Annotated in this window: 20 protein-coding genes; 7 read left to right on the top strand and 13 right to left on the bottom strand. The window is 33.8% G+C overall.

Going from position 1 to position 14,704, the window contains the following annotated elements; all coding sequences use genetic code 11:
- Positions 1-29: 29 nt before the first annotated feature.
- From Q0893_RS18270 to guaB, 6 genes are all read left to right on the top strand, one after another.
- The gene (locus tag Q0893_RS18270; RefSeq protein ID WP_298904563.1) at positions 30-386 is read left to right on the top strand and encodes a hypothetical protein; all 357 of its coding nucleotides are present in this window, start codon (positions 30-32) and stop codon (positions 384-386) included.
- Between the two features lie 105 nt (positions 387-491).
- Positions 492-1,676 (top strand): hypothetical protein, encoded by a 1,185-nt coding sequence (locus tag Q0893_RS18265; protein WP_298904561.1) that lies wholly within the window; start codon positions 492-494, stop codon positions 1,674-1,676.
- 110 nt (positions 1,677-1,786) lie between these two features.
- Positions 1,787-2,314 (top strand): FMN-binding protein, encoded by a 528-nt coding sequence (locus tag Q0893_RS18260; RefSeq protein ID WP_298904559.1) that lies wholly within the window; start codon positions 1,787-1,789, stop codon positions 2,312-2,314.
- On the top strand, positions 2,314-2,817 hold the full coding sequence (locus Q0893_RS18255; protein WP_299278446.1) for a hypothetical protein: 504 nt from the start codon (positions 2,314-2,316) through the stop codon (positions 2,815-2,817). The genes Q0893_RS18260 and Q0893_RS18255 overlap by 1 nt, the downstream gene beginning before the upstream one ends.
- A gap of 31 nt (positions 2,818-2,848) precedes the next feature.
- On the top strand, positions 2,849-3,352 hold the full coding sequence (locus tag Q0893_RS18250) for a ferritin (protein WP_298904555.1): 504 nt from the start codon (positions 2,849-2,851) through the stop codon (positions 3,350-3,352).
- Positions 3,353-3,677: 325 nt separating this feature from the next.
- Positions 3,678-5,150 (top strand): IMP dehydrogenase, encoded by a 1,473-nt coding sequence (gene guaB, locus Q0893_RS18245; protein WP_298904553.1) that lies wholly within the window; start codon positions 3,678-3,680, stop codon positions 5,148-5,150.
- A gap of 12 nt (positions 5,151-5,162) precedes the next feature.
- Here the strand turns inward: guaB and Q0893_RS18240 are convergent, their stop codons facing one another.
- The 13 genes from Q0893_RS18240 to Q0893_RS18180 all read right to left on the bottom strand — a co-directional run bounded on the left by Q0893_RS18240 (position 5,163) and on the right by Q0893_RS18180 (position 13,836).
- Positions 5,163-5,906 carry a L,D-transpeptidase family protein gene (locus Q0893_RS18240; RefSeq protein WP_299278441.1) on the bottom strand — a complete coding sequence of 248 codons (744 nt, stop codon included), beginning with the start codon at positions 5,904-5,906 and terminating at the stop codon, positions 5,163-5,165.
- Positions 5,907-5,986: 80 nt separating this feature from the next.
- On the bottom strand, positions 5,987-6,436 hold the full coding sequence (locus tag Q0893_RS18235) for an HNH endonuclease (RefSeq protein WP_299278437.1): 450 nt from the start codon (positions 6,434-6,436) through the stop codon (positions 5,987-5,989).
- A gap of 20 nt (positions 6,437-6,456) precedes the next feature.
- Positions 6,457-7,122, bottom strand: a complete 666-nt coding sequence (locus Q0893_RS18230; protein WP_299278434.1) for a DUF4272 domain-containing protein — start codon at positions 7,120-7,122, stop codon at positions 6,457-6,459.
- A gap of 104 nt (positions 7,123-7,226) precedes the next feature.
- Positions 7,227-8,099: a 2-dehydropantoate 2-reductase N-terminal domain-containing protein gene (locus tag Q0893_RS18225; protein ID WP_299278431.1), complete on the bottom strand. Its 873-nt coding sequence runs from the start codon at positions 8,097-8,099 to the stop codon at positions 7,227-7,229.
- A 2-nt stretch (positions 8,100-8,101) separates the two neighbouring features.
- Positions 8,102-8,443 (bottom strand): n-acetylglutamate synthase, encoded by a 342-nt coding sequence (locus Q0893_RS18220; RefSeq protein WP_299278428.1) that lies wholly within the window; start codon positions 8,441-8,443, stop codon positions 8,102-8,104.
- A 1-nt stretch (position 8,444) separates the two neighbouring features.
- Positions 8,445-8,801 (bottom strand): VOC family protein, encoded by a 357-nt coding sequence (locus Q0893_RS18215; RefSeq protein ID WP_299278425.1) that lies wholly within the window; start codon positions 8,799-8,801, stop codon positions 8,445-8,447.
- A 21-nt stretch (positions 8,802-8,822) separates the two neighbouring features.
- The gene (locus tag Q0893_RS18210; RefSeq protein ID WP_298904535.1) at positions 8,823-9,356 is read right to left on the bottom strand and encodes a mechanosensitive ion channel domain-containing protein; all 534 of its coding nucleotides are present in this window, start codon (positions 9,354-9,356) and stop codon (positions 8,823-8,825) included.
- 48 nt (positions 9,357-9,404) lie between these two features.
- Positions 9,405-10,358 (bottom strand): septum formation inhibitor Maf, encoded by a 954-nt coding sequence (locus Q0893_RS18205; RefSeq protein WP_299278421.1) that lies wholly within the window; start codon positions 10,356-10,358, stop codon positions 9,405-9,407.
- 34 nt (positions 10,359-10,392) lie between these two features.
- Positions 10,393-10,980 (bottom strand): Maf-like protein, encoded by a 588-nt coding sequence (locus Q0893_RS18200; protein ID WP_298904532.1) that lies wholly within the window; start codon positions 10,978-10,980, stop codon positions 10,393-10,395.
- The gene (locus Q0893_RS18195; protein WP_299278417.1) at positions 10,973-11,902 is read right to left on the bottom strand and encodes a geranylgeranylglycerol-phosphate geranylgeranyltransferase; all 930 of its coding nucleotides are present in this window, start codon (positions 11,900-11,902) and stop codon (positions 10,973-10,975) included. The genes Q0893_RS18200 and Q0893_RS18195 overlap by 8 nt, the downstream gene beginning before the upstream one ends.
- A 44-nt stretch (positions 11,903-11,946) precedes the next feature.
- Positions 11,947-12,477: an HAD family hydrolase gene (locus Q0893_RS18190; RefSeq protein WP_299278414.1), complete on the bottom strand. Its 531-nt coding sequence runs from the start codon at positions 12,475-12,477 to the stop codon at positions 11,947-11,949.
- A complete protein-coding gene (locus Q0893_RS18185; RefSeq protein WP_298904529.1) occupies positions 12,467-13,225 on the bottom strand; it encodes a Rossmann-like and DUF2520 domain-containing protein in 759 nt (252 codons plus the stop codon). Before Q0893_RS18185 ends, Q0893_RS18190 begins: the two co-directional genes overlap by 11 nt.
- A gap of 20 nt (positions 13,226-13,245) precedes the next feature.
- Complete coding sequence (locus Q0893_RS18180) at positions 13,246-13,836, bottom strand: Crp/Fnr family transcriptional regulator (protein ID WP_299278411.1); 591 nt, start codon at positions 13,834-13,836, stop codon at positions 13,246-13,248.
- A 378-nt stretch (positions 13,837-14,214) separates the two neighbouring features.
- On the opposite strand from Q0893_RS18180, the gene Q0893_RS18175 reads away from it, so the two are divergent.
- Complete coding sequence (locus tag Q0893_RS18175) at positions 14,215-14,616, top strand: group III truncated hemoglobin (RefSeq protein WP_298904527.1); 402 nt, start codon at positions 14,215-14,217, stop codon at positions 14,614-14,616.
- Positions 14,617-14,704: the final 88 nt, after the last annotated feature.

The following is a 14,704-nucleotide window of genomic DNA, read 5'->3' as shown; positions in this document are numbered from 1 at the left end:
CAGGCTTTAAACAGTATATCATATAACCAATGGAAGATATAAATACTATTTATTATAACAATTTCGGAATTGCCTTTCAATGGAAGCGATGTGCTGCCAAGGATGTTAATAAAATTCAACTCGTTTTTAGAAATACGGGCTTATACTTTAGGTATGAAGAACTCATTTCTTTTTCGCATTGTATTAATAGTGCGTTTAAAGAATTTTCGCAATACTCTGGTTGCGAGGCTAATGGCTTATGTAGGCCAATTGTTCTGCAAACACCGTGTCCCGAAGTGAGTTTCGCAATAAATAAAACAGAGTTGAGAGGGATTCACGATTTGTTAAAAGGAACACTTTTTCATTTAGATTTTGACAATATTTTAAATGAAATTTTATCAAAATAAAATTTATTTAAATTTAATCTAAATAAACTTTGTGTAAGTAAAAATCTGTTCTATTTTTGCATCCAGAAATCAATAACTATTTATATCAAGTCTAAATAAAAACAAATGAATAAACTATTTACCCTTTTTGCAATTTTAATCAGTGCAACTGCAATAGCTCAGGTGACACCTACGTCGCAAGATAGTATTACTTTTAACCCTCAACAACAATTAAATGCGGCACAACGTATTTTATCTGGTAACTACGGAAAAGCGGTTACAGTAGGGGCTTATGGTGAAATAACATACAATCAACCAGAAGGCGATAATGGAGAATTAGATGTACAACGCCTTGTATTATTATTTGGATATAGATTCAACGATAAAACACAGTTTGTTACAGAAGTAGAATTTGAGCATGTTGAAGAAGTTTTTATAGAGCAGGCCTTTGTAAATTATGCTGTTGGTGATAATGTTAGTTTACGAGGAGGTTTAATGCTAGTACCAATGGGAATTGTTAATGAATATCATGAACCTACAACATATAACGGTGTTGAACGCCCTGCCGTAGACAATGCTATTGTTCCAACAACATGGAGAGAGATTGGTGTTGGTGTTACTGGACGTTTACCAGAGCAATCTTTAACTTATCAGGCATATATTTTTAATGGATTTAAATCTACAGTTAATAGTGATGGGGAAGTAACAGGCTTCTTAAAAGGAAGTAATGGTTTACGTGGAGGTCGTCAAAAAGCAATCAAATCTACAGTAGATAGTCCAACATTATCTACTAAAATTGAATACTATGGTTTACCTGGTTTACGTCTTGGTTTATCTGGATACTTTGGGAAAACACAAGCTGAAGATGACATAGAGGATATTGACGGAACCAACATCGGAATAAGCATGGTTGGTTTTGATGCACGTTATGCGTTTAAGAGATTTGCGGCAAGAGGACAATTTATCTACGCGTCTTTAAGTGATACTGAAGATTATAACAACTTAACAAATAAAGATTTAGGAAGTGCTTTGATGGGATATTATGCAGAAGTAGCCTATAACTTATTGCCTTTAACAAAGGCACAGCGTTTATTTGCTTTTGCTCGTTATGAAAACTATGATACGCATGCTGATACAGATGGTGATTTGGTAAGAAATGATGCTTACAATAGAACAGATATAACAACTGGTTTAAGCTATCATATTGCACCAGGAGTCGTATTAAAAGGAGATTACCAATTTAGAAGTAACGCTTTAGATAATAGTGATGTTGATAACAGACTTAACTTCGGAATTGGAGTATGGTTCTAAATAGAACATAATATTTGAGTGTCTAATAGCTAATGCCGAAAACTTTTTTCGCATTAGCTATTTGGCATTTTAGTTGCTTAAATAGAATATATAATTAATACTTTTGTAGAATGAAATTGAGACAGGTTTTTATAGTGCTATGTGCAACACTTTTTTTGTCTTTTGGATTATCTGAAAAAATTCAAAAAAAGGTGTTTAAACAAATAAAGTCAACCTATGATGTTGAGACGTTTGAGTTTACACCATTTCAAATTGATGAAGCGGTTGCAAAAGAATTGCCGTCGAAATTTGAAGACGACAATTTTTTTACAATTACATCAGACGCTAAAATAGTTGGCTATGCTTATGTAGCAAAAGCGCCAAGTAAAACGGCTCAATTTGATTATCTTATTTTATTAGATCCTGATTTAACAGTAAAAAAAGCTAAAGTTCTTATCTATAGAGAAGAATATGGCGGAGAGATTGGAAGTAAACGTTGGCTAAGACAATTTGTTGGTAAAACGCCAAAAGACGAATTAAAATATGAACAAGATATTGTAGCCATTTCTGGAGCCACTATTTCTGTTCGATCAATGACATCTGCAATTAACGATTTGTTACGCTCATTACATATTCTTCAATCTAAAAATATTCTTTAATGCAACTCAACGGAATACTTTCAACTTTTCCAAAAGAAATTAAATTACTTATTACTGCGTTTGTTGTGGTGTTAAGTATTGGTTTCTATACAGGATTGTTGTTTGTTGGAGAAACATCGTCTGCAAATCCCAATGGTATTGAAGAACAGTATTTGGGTAATGAAGATGATGATGATGCCACTGTGATGAAGTTCAAAAAGAATGAACAGCAAATGCTAACACTTGTACATGGCCATATTTTATCAATGTCCATTATTTTCTTTTTACTTGGTCTCATTTTGAGTACTGCAAAATTGTCAAAACGATTAAAAATGTTCTTAATTGTGGAACCTTTTATTTCTGTCGTGCTAACATTTGGAGGTCTTTATTTTTTATGGAAAGACATTATATGGATGAAATATATTGTTATGATTTCTGGAACCCTCATGACATTAACATTTAGCGTTTCAGTATTAATTATTCTTTATCAGTTGGCCAGATCTAAGTCCGTACTTCAAACTTAAATAGCTATCTTCGTAAAAAATAGCTTTCAAAATGAATACGACGATAGAAAACTTATTAAACAATCAAATTAAATACGAAGCGCAGGCTTCAATGCAATATTTAGCAATGGCATCTTGGGCAGATGCTAAAGGTTATAATGGTGTAGCAGATTTCTTTTACAGTCAATCTGAAGAAGAACGCGTACACATGACCAAACTTGTGAAATTTGTCAATGAAAGAAGTGGCAATGTCATTATTCCGGCACTGGATGTTCCTAAAGCATCTTATGATGGACTCAACGAACTTTTCGAGCAATTTTTAAAGAGTGAAATGTTTGTAACCGAGCAAATCAATCACGTTATTTACGAATGTCTACAGCATAAAGATTATAACGTTCATAATTTTATGCAATGGTATGTTACTGAACAGCTTGAAGAGGAGGCTATGGCAAGAACTTTGCTCGATAAACTTAATATTATTGGTAATGATAAATCTGGCCATTATCTGTTTGATCGCGATATAAATGCCATCGCTGCTGCTCAAGAAAATGAATAGCACTATCTGTTAATAACTTAATGAAATGAGATGCCTTTTTAGGCGTCTTTTTTTTGTAATTTTGTATTTATTTAGAATAAATTAAAATAATGCAAGACGAATTAACTATAGATAGTTCTCCTATTATTATCACTTCATGTATCATGTATTGTGAGGTTAATAAGAAATCAAAATGCTGTAAAAAGTATAAGAAAAAGGGCAAAACAAACTGCAGACGTTGCCCTAGAATATAATTGAAGTACTTTTCATTAAGATTTAATAAAGTCTTAATATAATTCTCTATTTAAGTTGTATATTTGCATGCAATTATAACTGTAATTGCATCATGACAGCACACGAAAATAAAATTGTTGGAGAAGGTCTTACTTATGACGACGTACTATTAGTTCCAGCATTTTCAGAGGTTTTACCTAGAGAAGTAAATATTCAAACCAAATTCACGCGTAACATTACAATTAATATCCCTGTGGTTTCTGCTGCTATGGATACGGTTACCGAAAGTAAAATGGCTATTGCTATGGCGCAAGAAGGCGGTATTGGTGTACTTCATAAAAACATGACCATTGAGCAACAAGCCAAAAAGGTACGTCGCGTAAAACGTGCCGAAAGCGGTATGATTATCGATCCAGTAACCTTACCATTAACGGCCAAAGTTATAGATGCAAAACAGAGTATGGCCGAGCACAAAATTGGAGGTATTCCTATTGTAGATGATAGTGGCACATTAAAAGGAATTGTTACCAATCGTGATTTACGTTTTGAACATGCTAACGAAAGACCAATTGTTGAGGTAATGACGAGTGAAAACTTAGTAACTTCTGCTGTTGGGACATCTTTGAAGGATGCTGAAGAGATTCTTCAAAAGAATAAAATTGAAAAATTATTAATCGTAGATGATGACTATAAATTAGTTGGACTTATTACGTTTAGAGATATTACCAAAGTCACTCAAAAACCAATAGCTAATAAAGATACTTACGGAAGATTGCGTGTAGCTGCAGCAATTGGGGTTACAGGTGATGCTGTAGAAAGGGCTTCAGCCTTAGTTAAAGCAGGAGTGGACGCTGTGATTATAGATACTGCTCACGGACATACAAAAGGCGTAGTTATGGTGTTGAAGTCGATCAAAGAAAAATTCCCAAATCTCGAAGTTATCGTTGGGAATATTGCAACTGGAGAAGCAGCTAAATATTTAGTTGAAGCTGGAGCAGATGCGGTAAAAGTTGGAATTGGTCCTGGATCTATTTGTACAACTAGAGTCGTTGCAGGTGTTGGATTCCCACAATTTTCGGCAGTGCTAGAAGTGGCAGCAGCGATTAAAGGCTCTGGTGTTCCGGTGATTGCAGATGGAGGTATTCGCTATACAGGAGATATTCCAAAAGCTATTGCAGCTGGAGCAGATAGTGTTATGCTTGGGTCATTATTGGCAGGAACAAAAGAAAGCCCTGGAGAAACGATTATATATGAAGGTCGTAAATTTAAGTCGTATCGCGGAATGGGATCTGTAGAAGCGATGAAACAAGGAAGTAAGGATCGTTATTTTCAGGATGTTGAAGATGATATCAAAAAATTAGTCCCTGAAGGTATTGTAGGTCGTGTTCCATATAAAGGCGAATTATTTGAAAGTATTCACCAATTTGTTGGTGGATTAAGAGCAGGAATGGGTTATTGTGGAGCCAAAGACATTGAGACTTTAAAGGATACAGGACGCTTCGTGAAAATCACATCATCTGGTATTAATGAGAGTCATCCTCATGATGTAACCATTACCAAAGAAGCTCCAAATTATTCTAGATAATATCTTTTTTGATTAGTTGAAAATATAATTCCCTTCTTCGGAAATATCAATTCTTGGAAGTTTTTGATGTGCTTCGAAATAGTCATATCCTTCTTTTAGATTCTTCCAAAATTTTGAATTGTTGATGGTGAAGGTGGAATCTTTGATGATGTTTTCATAGGTCTCAGTATCGAGATGTGATGGGAAAATATGAACAGGAATTGCCAATTGTCCATTGTTTATAGCTTCTACGGCAAAAATATATAATTCTTCAATCCAATCATCCGTAATAGGAATACATCCAATAGAGTAACAAGAACCATGAATGAAAATATCTCCTCCTAAATTACTGTGTTTGGATTTTATTTTGTCTGATTGGTTGGGGTAGTTTATTCCTAATGATAAATGGAACTTACTTTCTGGATTAAACCGGTCTATTTGATAAAAACCTTCTGGAATCTGATAATCGCCTCGTCTTCTTTTAGGGCCTAAGTTTCCTGAACTAAAGCAAAACGGATATGATGTAATTAATTTATAAGTTGAATCGTTCTTGTTTTTTCCCCAAACCTCTAATTGCTCTTCAAGTTTGAAAGCTCTCAAATAGACGTCTAGAGTTTTTATGTCGGACGTCTTGAGTAATTGGTCCACACATTTGAATCGGTCGGAATATGCTTTTTTGACTCTAGGATATTTTAATTGTGCTTCTTTAAAACTCAGTGTAGTGATAAACGATAATAACGTTAAAACAAATAGTAATGCAATGCCTTTTTTTATCATTAGTGGTTAGTTAAGTCTTAACTATAACTTATGATAAAGTGTTTTATTGTAACAATTTGGTATTGAACCAGTTTAAATGTTTATAAATCAAAACCTTTATAGGTTAGTCCCATAATTTCTTCATAAATAGCTCTACTGTCTGTAAATGGTTTCGTTTGTTCTAAAACTTCAGTGAGTACAAGTTGCATAGTACATTGTAAGTTCTCATCAATGTCATCTAAATAGTGCCAAGTATAATCTTTTAAAATGGTTTTAATTAATTGTTCGTCTTCTATTCCAGCTGCTTTAAAGGCATTGTAATTATCGGCTCCTTGGTGTCCCGTCATATAGGTCTTAACCTCACAAAGCATAATCTTTTTTTTGTCTTCGTGTGCCAACTCCTTGCGTATGTCGTCTTCAATATTTGGATTGGACGCTATCGTTTTTCTTTCAGGTTGCTCTTCTGTGGTTTCAGAGGTTCCCTTTTTAGAAAATCTTCTAATGATAATCATTAAGAGCAATGCTCCGAAAATGTAAGCAATAATTTTCATCTATAAATAGTATTTAGTTTTTAGGTATCACAAGAGATATCATCCCAATCTTGATTCATATAATTAATAAGCCAATTTAAGGCATAATGCCTTTCATACACCACACCAGGATGCATGTTTTTTATGACATAACCATTTATTCTGGCATCAGTACATGTCCAATCTAATCGATAATACAGATCATTAGCATCTAAGATTTCGGTTTTAGATCGCGACGTTTTAGTCGCATTAATAAATGTGTTCGGATCAATACTAGGTTGAACGGGATATTTTTCTAACGGAATTTGGTTTAGGTCGCACATGTCCTTTGGAAATTCGAGATCTTCTATAATATTTAAAGACCATAACAACACCCAAATACATTCACATTTCCAAGATTCACTGTTTTTTTTCTCGTCGGTAGGATCATTCAAAAAATCAACTTCATCTGGAGTGACGTAGTCCCATAAATTATATTTTTTGAGATAATCTATGGCTTGATCTCCAGACATTCCATTAAATGCTACAAAATTAGTGATTGCTAAAACTGTAACCCTCTGGGCAATTTCTCTAGGTGTTTTTATTGTAGTGTCTTCATCAGATTCAATATGCGGCAGATTGTAATTTATTTTTATGCCTTTCTTTTTTAGAAACTGTTCTGTTCTTTCTTTCCGATTGGGCTTGTTCTTTTTAAATAATCCAAACATTCTATGGTGTTACTAGTATTAAATGAGCATACAATATCAACAAAATTATTGTTACAATCAAAATTAAAATGGCTAGTGCTTAAAAGCCTATAACTGTGATAAATTTAGTCAAGTCGATTAATTATGAAATCATTAAGAGGTGTATGCAGTTGGTATTGTTTTCCAAGTTTAGAGATAACCTTATTTTTTGCACCTAGTTCTAAAGGTTTTCCTTGGCGCATATCAAAAAGCATAGAGCTCCCTTTAGTTTCTGGATAGTTCAATAACTTGTCTAACATTTTATCAGTAAAACCTGGTTCTATAAGAGCTCCGTCTGCTCTTGCAACCCCAATGCTTTCGGTTAGAAGCGCTTTATAGTGTGCTACAATGTCCTGATTTTTAAAAATTTTGCACGTATCATCATGCAAACATAATATGGCGCCAAGTGTAGCACTTTCGCATAGTTTTTTCCAACTTTCGGTTTTAAAATCAGCCACTTGATTAATCACAATGTTTGTATGAGACAATAAGGAAGTAAAACGAGTTGCCAATTCACTTTTTGCTACACTAAGTTTTGGTGTGTCATAACACTGGTAAAACCCGTTGTCATTGCATTGCGTAGGACAATCAATGAGGCATTCTAAAATGCGATGGTCTTCTGCAAACTCTAAAAGGGGCTTCTTCAGTTGAAGTCCGTTTCTAATGACGACAATTTGCGTTTGCTTATCTATGAGTTTAGAAAACCAAGGTGTTGCATTCTTAAATTGATGTTCTTTAAGGCATATAACTAACCAATCTAAAGCAATAGGGTAGGTTATGCTTGTTTTTACCGCTATAGGAAGTTGAATGCTTTGGCCTTCAGAAACTAATTGTAAGTTTGATTTTTTGGTCCTACTGAAATAGGACAATACATTTGAGTTATTACGCTGTAAATGATATGCAATTACAGTTCCAATAGCTCCAATACCTAAAACACCTATTTGAGCTTGAGCCTTCATTTTTAATGTTCTAAATACACAGAAGTTCCTTTGGCATTACTGTCGTCTAACCATTCCCAATTGAGGGCGAGTTTTATTTTACCATTCTCCAAAGTGGAAATAGTAGCAATAGCCTTACCTGTTTTTAATTGATTATCACTTGTAATGCACTGGTAACGCATATCAAGAATATCACCTTTAAGTATGGCTATTATTTTTCCATAGGTCACAGTGCCTCCATAATAATCGGCAGTAACAACATGCCCTTGTTGTTTATATTCAAAAATAGTATCAGCATTAACTTTACCGTTTTCCGAATTATCTATTAATGAAAATGTCTTATTGTTGAAATCAATAGTTGCCATATCATTCAGGATGAGTTTCACACCAGACCGCTAGCTCATTTCCTGAGGGATCGATAAACTGAAATCGGCGTCCGCCAGGAAACGAGAAAATCTCCTTAGAAATACGTCCGCCAAACGCTTCAACTTTAGTTTGTATAACTTCTAGATTATTATGGTATAGAACCACTAAGACTCCATTTGTGATGTTGTCATCTGTTTTTTCAAAACCACCTTCAAGTCCGCTATCTGAAAATGCAGTATAGCCAGGACCATAATCTGTAAATTGCCAACCAAACGTATTAATATAAAACGCCTTTACTAGTTCTAAGTCATTGGCTTTGAATTCGATATAGTTAATGTGGTTGTTTTGTGGCTGCATCGATTTTAATATAAAATTATTTCAACTGTCTTCTATAGTTTCAAAAGCATCCTTCTGAACTAAAGTAATGGCTTTTTGTAAAAGTAAATTATTAGGGTAAGTGACGAGGTTACCATTATCTTTTCTTAAATGAATTTGAAAAGAACGAATATCTTCGATAACGGCTTCAATTTCATAATCTTTGTCATGTATTTTAATCTTATCTCCAATTTTATACGGAAATGAGAAGAACATTATTATTCCTGATGTTACATTACTTAAGATAGACCAAATGGCGAATAGGGCAATTCCTATTACAGCAAATACAGAAGAAAAAACTAAGGCTAAATCACTAGTGCTAACACCTAAAATAAAGGCCTCTATCAAAGCTGCTAAAAATAAAAATGTAATGGTAACATAGCGTCCTACTATTTTAGCACGTCCAACATGAATTTTTTTAGAATTTCCAATAATCCTAACGATAAGCCTTGCTATTAATTGAATAACAAAGAACACTCCAAATACAATAGTGGAGTTTATGATTTGAGTATGGTAGGTAGAAAAAAACTCTGACATAATTCTTGTTTTACCAATACAAAGATATAATAGTTAAAATGGTAATTACTATTCTAAACCAAGTTCTTTTCTAAGAACTTCATCATCATTTGAATTTTTACTCCAGTAAGGCGATTTGATCGTTTTGAGCTTCGTTGCCTTGGTGGTTAAGGTTTTAGCGTTAATGCCATAACCATCTTTATAAGTTTCTTCCCAACCAGAAATATCAAAAGGAAATTGAGCATTAAAATGAATGGCAATTTGTCTATTTAAATCTGGATATGTAATAGTATATACACCGTTTTCAAGTTGTGCGTTTGCAGGATACGCTTTAAGTTCAATATGTTTTAATCGCACATATTCTAGCGAAGGAATAATTTCCAAATCACCTACAGGTAAACTTTTTGGATCGAGCCTAAGTTGAGGCCATAGTTCATTTTCAAGAATAGCTTTATCCAACTTTAAATCCTGATCGGCCTCACGTTCAAAATAACTGTGAGAGGTAATTTCAAACTGATCTCTATTGTTCAATTGAGAGTACACATGACCACACCATTCTTGAACCGAGCAACTTAATTTTATCGCATGCTCAGTATTACTAACAGGATAGAACGTTGATTGCATAATAGAATAGGGGTAGACTCCAGTATTAAATGTTTTGGTAGCATTTAGTTTTAAAATGGACGTGTTTGCTTTATTGTAGTTATCTGCCTTAACTTGTTTTTCTGGAAGAAAATCTTCGGTTACAAATACTAAAACAGCATGACCATCACGAAGCTCTCCATAACGCGCTTGCTCCAGTTGATATGATGTAATTTCGGCAGTTCCAGAATACCAGTAGTTTTTAAAATCTTCAGATTGCTTAAAAGATGGTTTTAAAACCTTATTTTCTTTTAATGCTATATCTGTATTGGTATGTAAAACTTGGTGTTTATCTGTTTGAGATTCATTGCAAGACAGTAATAGTCCGAAGAAAAAAACAGATACTATTGTGAGACGTTTGAAATTGGATATCTTAATCATGGCTCTAATTTTATATAAAATTACAACCGAAATTTTATAAAACCATACTGTTTAACGTTTTATAAACGAGGTGTGTAGGTAAGCCTACAACATTGGTATAAGAGCCATTAATATTGGTAATTGCAATTTGACCAATCCATTCTTGAATACCATAGGCTCCAGCTTTATCAAATGGTTTGCAGGTATCTATATAGTAGTTGATTTCTGTTTCACTTAGTGTTTTGAATGTGACCTGGGTAATGGCATTCACGGTTTTTTGCGACATCTTTCTTGTAAAACAAACGGAGGTAATCACTTCGTGCGTTTTACCACTCATAGACGACAACATGTTAAACGCATCATCGTAATCTGTTGGTTTACCTAGTGCTTTGTTATCATGCCAAACAATGGTATCACTAGTGATAAGAATATCGTTATCGGTTAATTCGTCTTTAAAAGGTAAAGATTTCAATTGAGCTAAATAATCGCTAATCTCAAAATGATGTAACCTATTTGGATATTCCTCTTTAACAGGTTTTAGTCTAATCTCAAATGTTAACCCTAAATCTTTAAAAAATTGTTGACGTCTAGGAGATCCTGAAGCCAAGATGATATTAAAGTTATTTAGTTTGGTGTTAAACATTTGTACTTAGTTTAAATATGAAAGGATAGAGTAACAAAGATAAGATACCTAAGAACATAATGAGTTTGTAAATAGAACTTATGTGCTTGTAGTCCTTCATATGTTCGGCTCCAAAGATTTTAATTGTGGCATAAATTAATGGAGCTATAATACAGAGTAAAAAATAGCTAATAGCCAATACATCTTGATACAAATAAGTTGCCATAAAATAAATGACTGCTCCAATAGGAATCATACTAAGGGCAAAGGCAATTTTAGTAGCACGTTCTCGACCTAATACAATTGGCAGTGTATGCATTCCTGCTTTATAGTCACCATCTACATCTTGAATGTCTTTGATCACCTCTCTAACTAAATTAATCAAAAATGCGAATATGGCATAGTCAAAAATTTTATCAAAAAAGACAAGTTGAAAGGCTCTATTCTCTGTAATCATAACTGGTAACAAATCAAATATCGCCACAATAAGTAAGCTCATGGCAACTAAAAGAGAAATAAGAATATTACCAAAAAGAACAGTGCCTTTTAAGTATGAGGCATAGATATAAAGCGAAATGGAGATGAAAACAAAAATAGTAAAATATGAACTTTTTCCTATCATATAAGACAAGCAAAACCCGAGGATTATTCCAATAATATTAAAAGCAAAAAACAGATTATATGCTGCTTTTTCTGAGATCTGTTTTCCAATTAAAACGCGGTCAGGCTTATTAATGGTGTCGGTTTCTACATCGTAAATGTCGTTGATGATATTTCCAGCTACAGCAAGACATACTGTGGCCAATATTAAAAAGAGAAATCCTAAGTTACTTAAGGTTGTAAAGGTCTGAAAGTGCTCAAAAAAGGCATATTTAATTAAAACTTGCGCGATGATAATCATGACCAAGTTTTTCCAACGAATGAGATTAAAAAAGGGTTGCATTTCAGAGTATAGTTATAGTTAGTTGAGCTTATGTTGCCGTGTTATTAATCGTATTTTGCGTCGAAATTCCCTTCCCATTTTCCTTGAACTTTCATAATTTGTTCAATGATATCACGTACAGCTCCTTTTCCACCATCTTTATGCGAAATGTATTTACTCGTTGCTTTTACCTCGATTGCCGCATCTTGAGGGCAACAAGGAAGACCAACTAATTTCATAACTGGAATATCAGGAATATCATCTCCCATATACAACACATTTTTAGCATCGATATTGTTATGAGACAAGTATTCATTAAATTGGTTTACCTTTTGATGTGCACCTAAATAAATGTCTGTAATTCCTAAACCTTCCAGACGTTTCTGAACACCTAAATTGCTGCCTCCAGATATAATGCAAATATTAAAACCAGCATCTTTAGCAGTTTTGAGGGCATAACCATCTTTAATGTTCATACGTCGTAGCATATCTCCATTGGTCATAACGGTTACTGTTCCGTCCGTAAGAACACCATCAACATCAAAAATGAAGGTACTAATATGTTCTAGGTACTCTTTATAGCTTTTATCGTCCATGTGTGTTTTTTATTGATGAGGTTAATAACTTGTATAGTTCTTTATGGTGATCGTTATCAAGTAACTTTAAATGACGTTTGATCGTTTTTTTATCGTTTCGTTTTGCAGGACCAGTTTGCGCCTTGTAAGGTGAGTGTTCTTGTACTTTGTTTGCTGTTTCTAGAATTAGTGGTTTAAGTAAATCAAATTCTGCACCTTGAGATTCGGTGATTTCATGAGCTACACGATACAATTGATTGGTGAAATTATTTACAAAAACAGCTGCTAAATGTAATGCAGCACGTTGGTCACTATTTACACGTTTTGTTATCGAGCTTATTGCTGTGGCTACCTCTTTTAACTGGGAATAGTCTTTTCTCATTAAGGTTTCTAAGCAAATTGGAACTTGAGAAAAATCTACTGTTGCCGACTTAGAAAAGGTTTGTAACGGATAAAATACGCCGCGTCTATTTTTTTTGTCAAGATCATAAGCACTTACGCTTCCCGAGGTATGAACTACAAAGCGATTTTCAAATGGCAGTTGACTAGAAAGTTCTCCTATTGCGTCATCGCTTACTGCAATGAGATAGATGTCGGCTTGCACAAGATTATTAATGTCATCTGTGATATCGACTTCATTTTTAAATGACTCGATAGTCGAGAGACTTCTATTATACCATTGTTTAATTGTTACTTTTTCCGAAGAAGAAAATGCTTTATATAAATGATGAGCAACATTACCGGCTCCTAAAATCACTACTGAAATCATGCTGCTAAAATAAGGATTATTTAGAGATATACTTTTCGATCTCTAATACTTAATTTGTTGTTTTTTTCTAAATTTTTTATAGACCTGATTACCGTTTCAACCCGCAATCCAGTGAGGTTAGAAATCTCTTGTCTCGTTAAGGCAACTTCATATTCATCGGTTGCTGTTCCAAAGTTAATTTTTAAATGCTGGAGTAGTGTCATTATGCGATGTTCTGGTGGATGAATAGAAACCTCTTTCATTATTTTAGCTTTGTAAATCATACGCTTGCTTAATAATTTTGTAAACTTCAAATGAAGATCAGGATGTGCTAGAAGCAAATCAAAAAAAACCGATTTGGGCAAAATGTAAATACTAGAATCCTGAACGCAAAGCGCTGTGGCTGGATATTTAGAATCTCCAAATAATGGTGGTTCTCCAAAAGCATTACCATCATAGAAAATACCTTGTGCGAATTCTTTTCCATCTTCGGAAATATTAATCATTTTAACGCTACCCGATGCAATTTGATAATAAAATCTGGGCGTGTCTAATTCTTCAAAAACAGTAGTGTTTTTATCGTATGTCCTGAGTTTGGCATTATAAGTTTCTAACAGTTCTATAGGAATCATAGGCTTATGATTTGAATCATAAAAGAACAAAGATAATTGTAACAATTTTGTGTCAGAAATTTTAAGCACTTAATTATGACACTTTATAATAAATGGTTGGCAGATTTTAAAAAGCACTTTATCCTGTATGTGCCGCTTAGCATCATTTTGCAGAGTTGTTTGGGCTCTATCTCTATTTTTTATTTAACAGAATTGCCTTATAGCACAAGTTCGTTCATTAGGGTAACCCTATGTACTATTGTATGCATGTTTTATAATGCCTCTATCATGGCACAATTAAAGAAACAATGGGTGTTCAATTTGCTTATTATTAGCTTAGTCACTAACATTTTATTAATTGCCACATATCCTTTGTGATAAATAGTATCTTTGATTATAATGAAACATGATATTCAACATAGAGACGATATCTTTTTACTGGTAAGTAACTTCTACGCCAAAGTAAGAGCTCATGATATTTTAGGCCCTTTTTTTAATGAGACCATTAAAGACTGGGATGCGCATTTACAACGTTTAACGACGTTTTGGGAAACCAGTTTGTTTATGACCAGAAAACTTGAGCAAAAATACTATGGCAATCCGCTAGAGGCACATGTAAAGGTTGATAGACAGTTTGATAATAGCATAACAGAATTGCATTTTGGGCTATGGCTTAACCTTTGGTATGAAACTTTAGATGAATTATTTAGCGGTGAGGTTACTGAAAATGCTAAACGTAGATCTCGTAAGATGGGAACCTTTATGTACCTTAAAATTTTTGAAGCCAGACAGGCTAATTAACGGTTGTTTTTCATAATTAAATCGAACCGTATGCGCTGTTGATGCTATTTAACACATTTTGATGTAAAATGTCCAAGTCTAAACAAAC

Source organism: uncultured Psychroserpens sp., from assembly GCF_947494225.1.
Classification (GTDB): Bacteria; Bacteroidota; Bacteroidia; order Flavobacteriales; family Flavobacteriaceae; genus Psychroserpens.
Note: the sequence above shows the minus strand (reverse complement) of the source record. Positions and strands in the feature narration are given on the sequence as shown.

What these genes read in the sequence shown, in the direction of transcription:
- Q0893_RS18230 (WP_299278434.1), bottom strand. Translation starts at nt 7,122, where the DNA reads ATGTTTGGATTATTTAAAAAGAACAAGCCCAATCGGAAAGAAAGAACA.
- Q0893_RS18255 (WP_299278446.1), top strand. Translation starts at nt 2,314, where the DNA reads ATGCAACTCAACGGAATACTTTCAACTTTTCCAAAAGAAATTAAATTA.
- Q0893_RS18240 (WP_299278441.1), bottom strand. Translation starts at nt 5,906, where the DNA reads ATGATAAAAAAAGGCATTGCATTACTATTTGTTTTAACGTTATTATCG.
- Q0893_RS18260 (WP_298904559.1), top strand. Translation starts at nt 1,787, where the DNA reads ATGAAATTGAGACAGGTTTTTATAGTGCTATGTGCAACACTTTTTTTG.
- Q0893_RS18225 (WP_299278431.1), bottom strand. Translation starts at nt 8,099, where the DNA reads ATGAAGGCTCAAGCTCAAATAGGTGTTTTAGGTATTGGAGCTATTGGA.
- Q0893_RS18185 (WP_298904529.1), bottom strand. Translation starts at nt 13,225, where the DNA reads ATGATTTCAGTAGTGATTTTAGGAGCCGGTAATGTTGCTCATCATTTA.
- guaB (WP_298904553.1), top strand. Translation starts at nt 3,678, where the DNA reads ATGACAGCACACGAAAATAAAATTGTTGGAGAAGGTCTTACTTATGAC.
- Q0893_RS18190 (WP_299278414.1), bottom strand. Translation starts at nt 12,477, where the DNA reads ATGGACGATAAAAGCTATAAAGAGTACCTAGAACATATTAGTACCTTC.
- Q0893_RS18210 (WP_298904535.1), bottom strand. Translation starts at nt 9,356, where the DNA reads ATGTCAGAGTTTTTTTCTACCTACCATACTCAAATCATAAACTCCACT.
- Q0893_RS18180 (WP_299278411.1), bottom strand. Translation starts at nt 13,836, where the DNA reads ATGATTCCTATAGAACTGTTAGAAACTTATAATGCCAAACTCAGGACA.
- Q0893_RS18175 (WP_298904527.1), top strand. Translation starts at nt 14,215, where the DNA reads ATGAAACATGATATTCAACATAGAGACGATATCTTTTTACTGGTAAGT.
- Q0893_RS18220 (WP_299278428.1), bottom strand. Translation starts at nt 8,443, where the DNA reads ATGGCAACTATTGATTTCAACAATAAGACATTTTCATTAATAGATAAT.
- Q0893_RS18270 (WP_298904563.1), top strand. Translation starts at nt 30, where the DNA reads ATGGAAGATATAAATACTATTTATTATAACAATTTCGGAATTGCCTTT.
- Q0893_RS18200 (WP_298904532.1), bottom strand. Translation starts at nt 10,980, where the DNA reads ATGTTTAACACCAAACTAAATAACTTTAATATCATCTTGGCTTCAGGA.
- Q0893_RS18205 (WP_299278421.1), bottom strand. Translation starts at nt 10,358, where the DNA reads ATGATTAAGATATCCAATTTCAAACGTCTCACAATAGTATCTGTTTTT.
- Q0893_RS18215 (WP_299278425.1), bottom strand. Translation starts at nt 8,801, where the DNA reads ATGCAGCCACAAAACAACCACATTAACTATATCGAATTCAAAGCCAAT.
- Q0893_RS18265 (WP_298904561.1), top strand. Translation starts at nt 492, where the DNA reads ATGAATAAACTATTTACCCTTTTTGCAATTTTAATCAGTGCAACTGCA.
- Q0893_RS18195 (WP_299278417.1), bottom strand. Translation starts at nt 11,902, where the DNA reads ATGCAACCCTTTTTTAATCTCATTCGTTGGAAAAACTTGGTCATGATT.
- Q0893_RS18235 (WP_299278437.1), bottom strand. Translation starts at nt 6,436, where the DNA reads ATGAAAATTATTGCTTACATTTTCGGAGCATTGCTCTTAATGATTATC.
- Q0893_RS18250 (WP_298904555.1), top strand. Translation starts at nt 2,849, where the DNA reads ATGAATACGACGATAGAAAACTTATTAAACAATCAAATTAAATACGAA.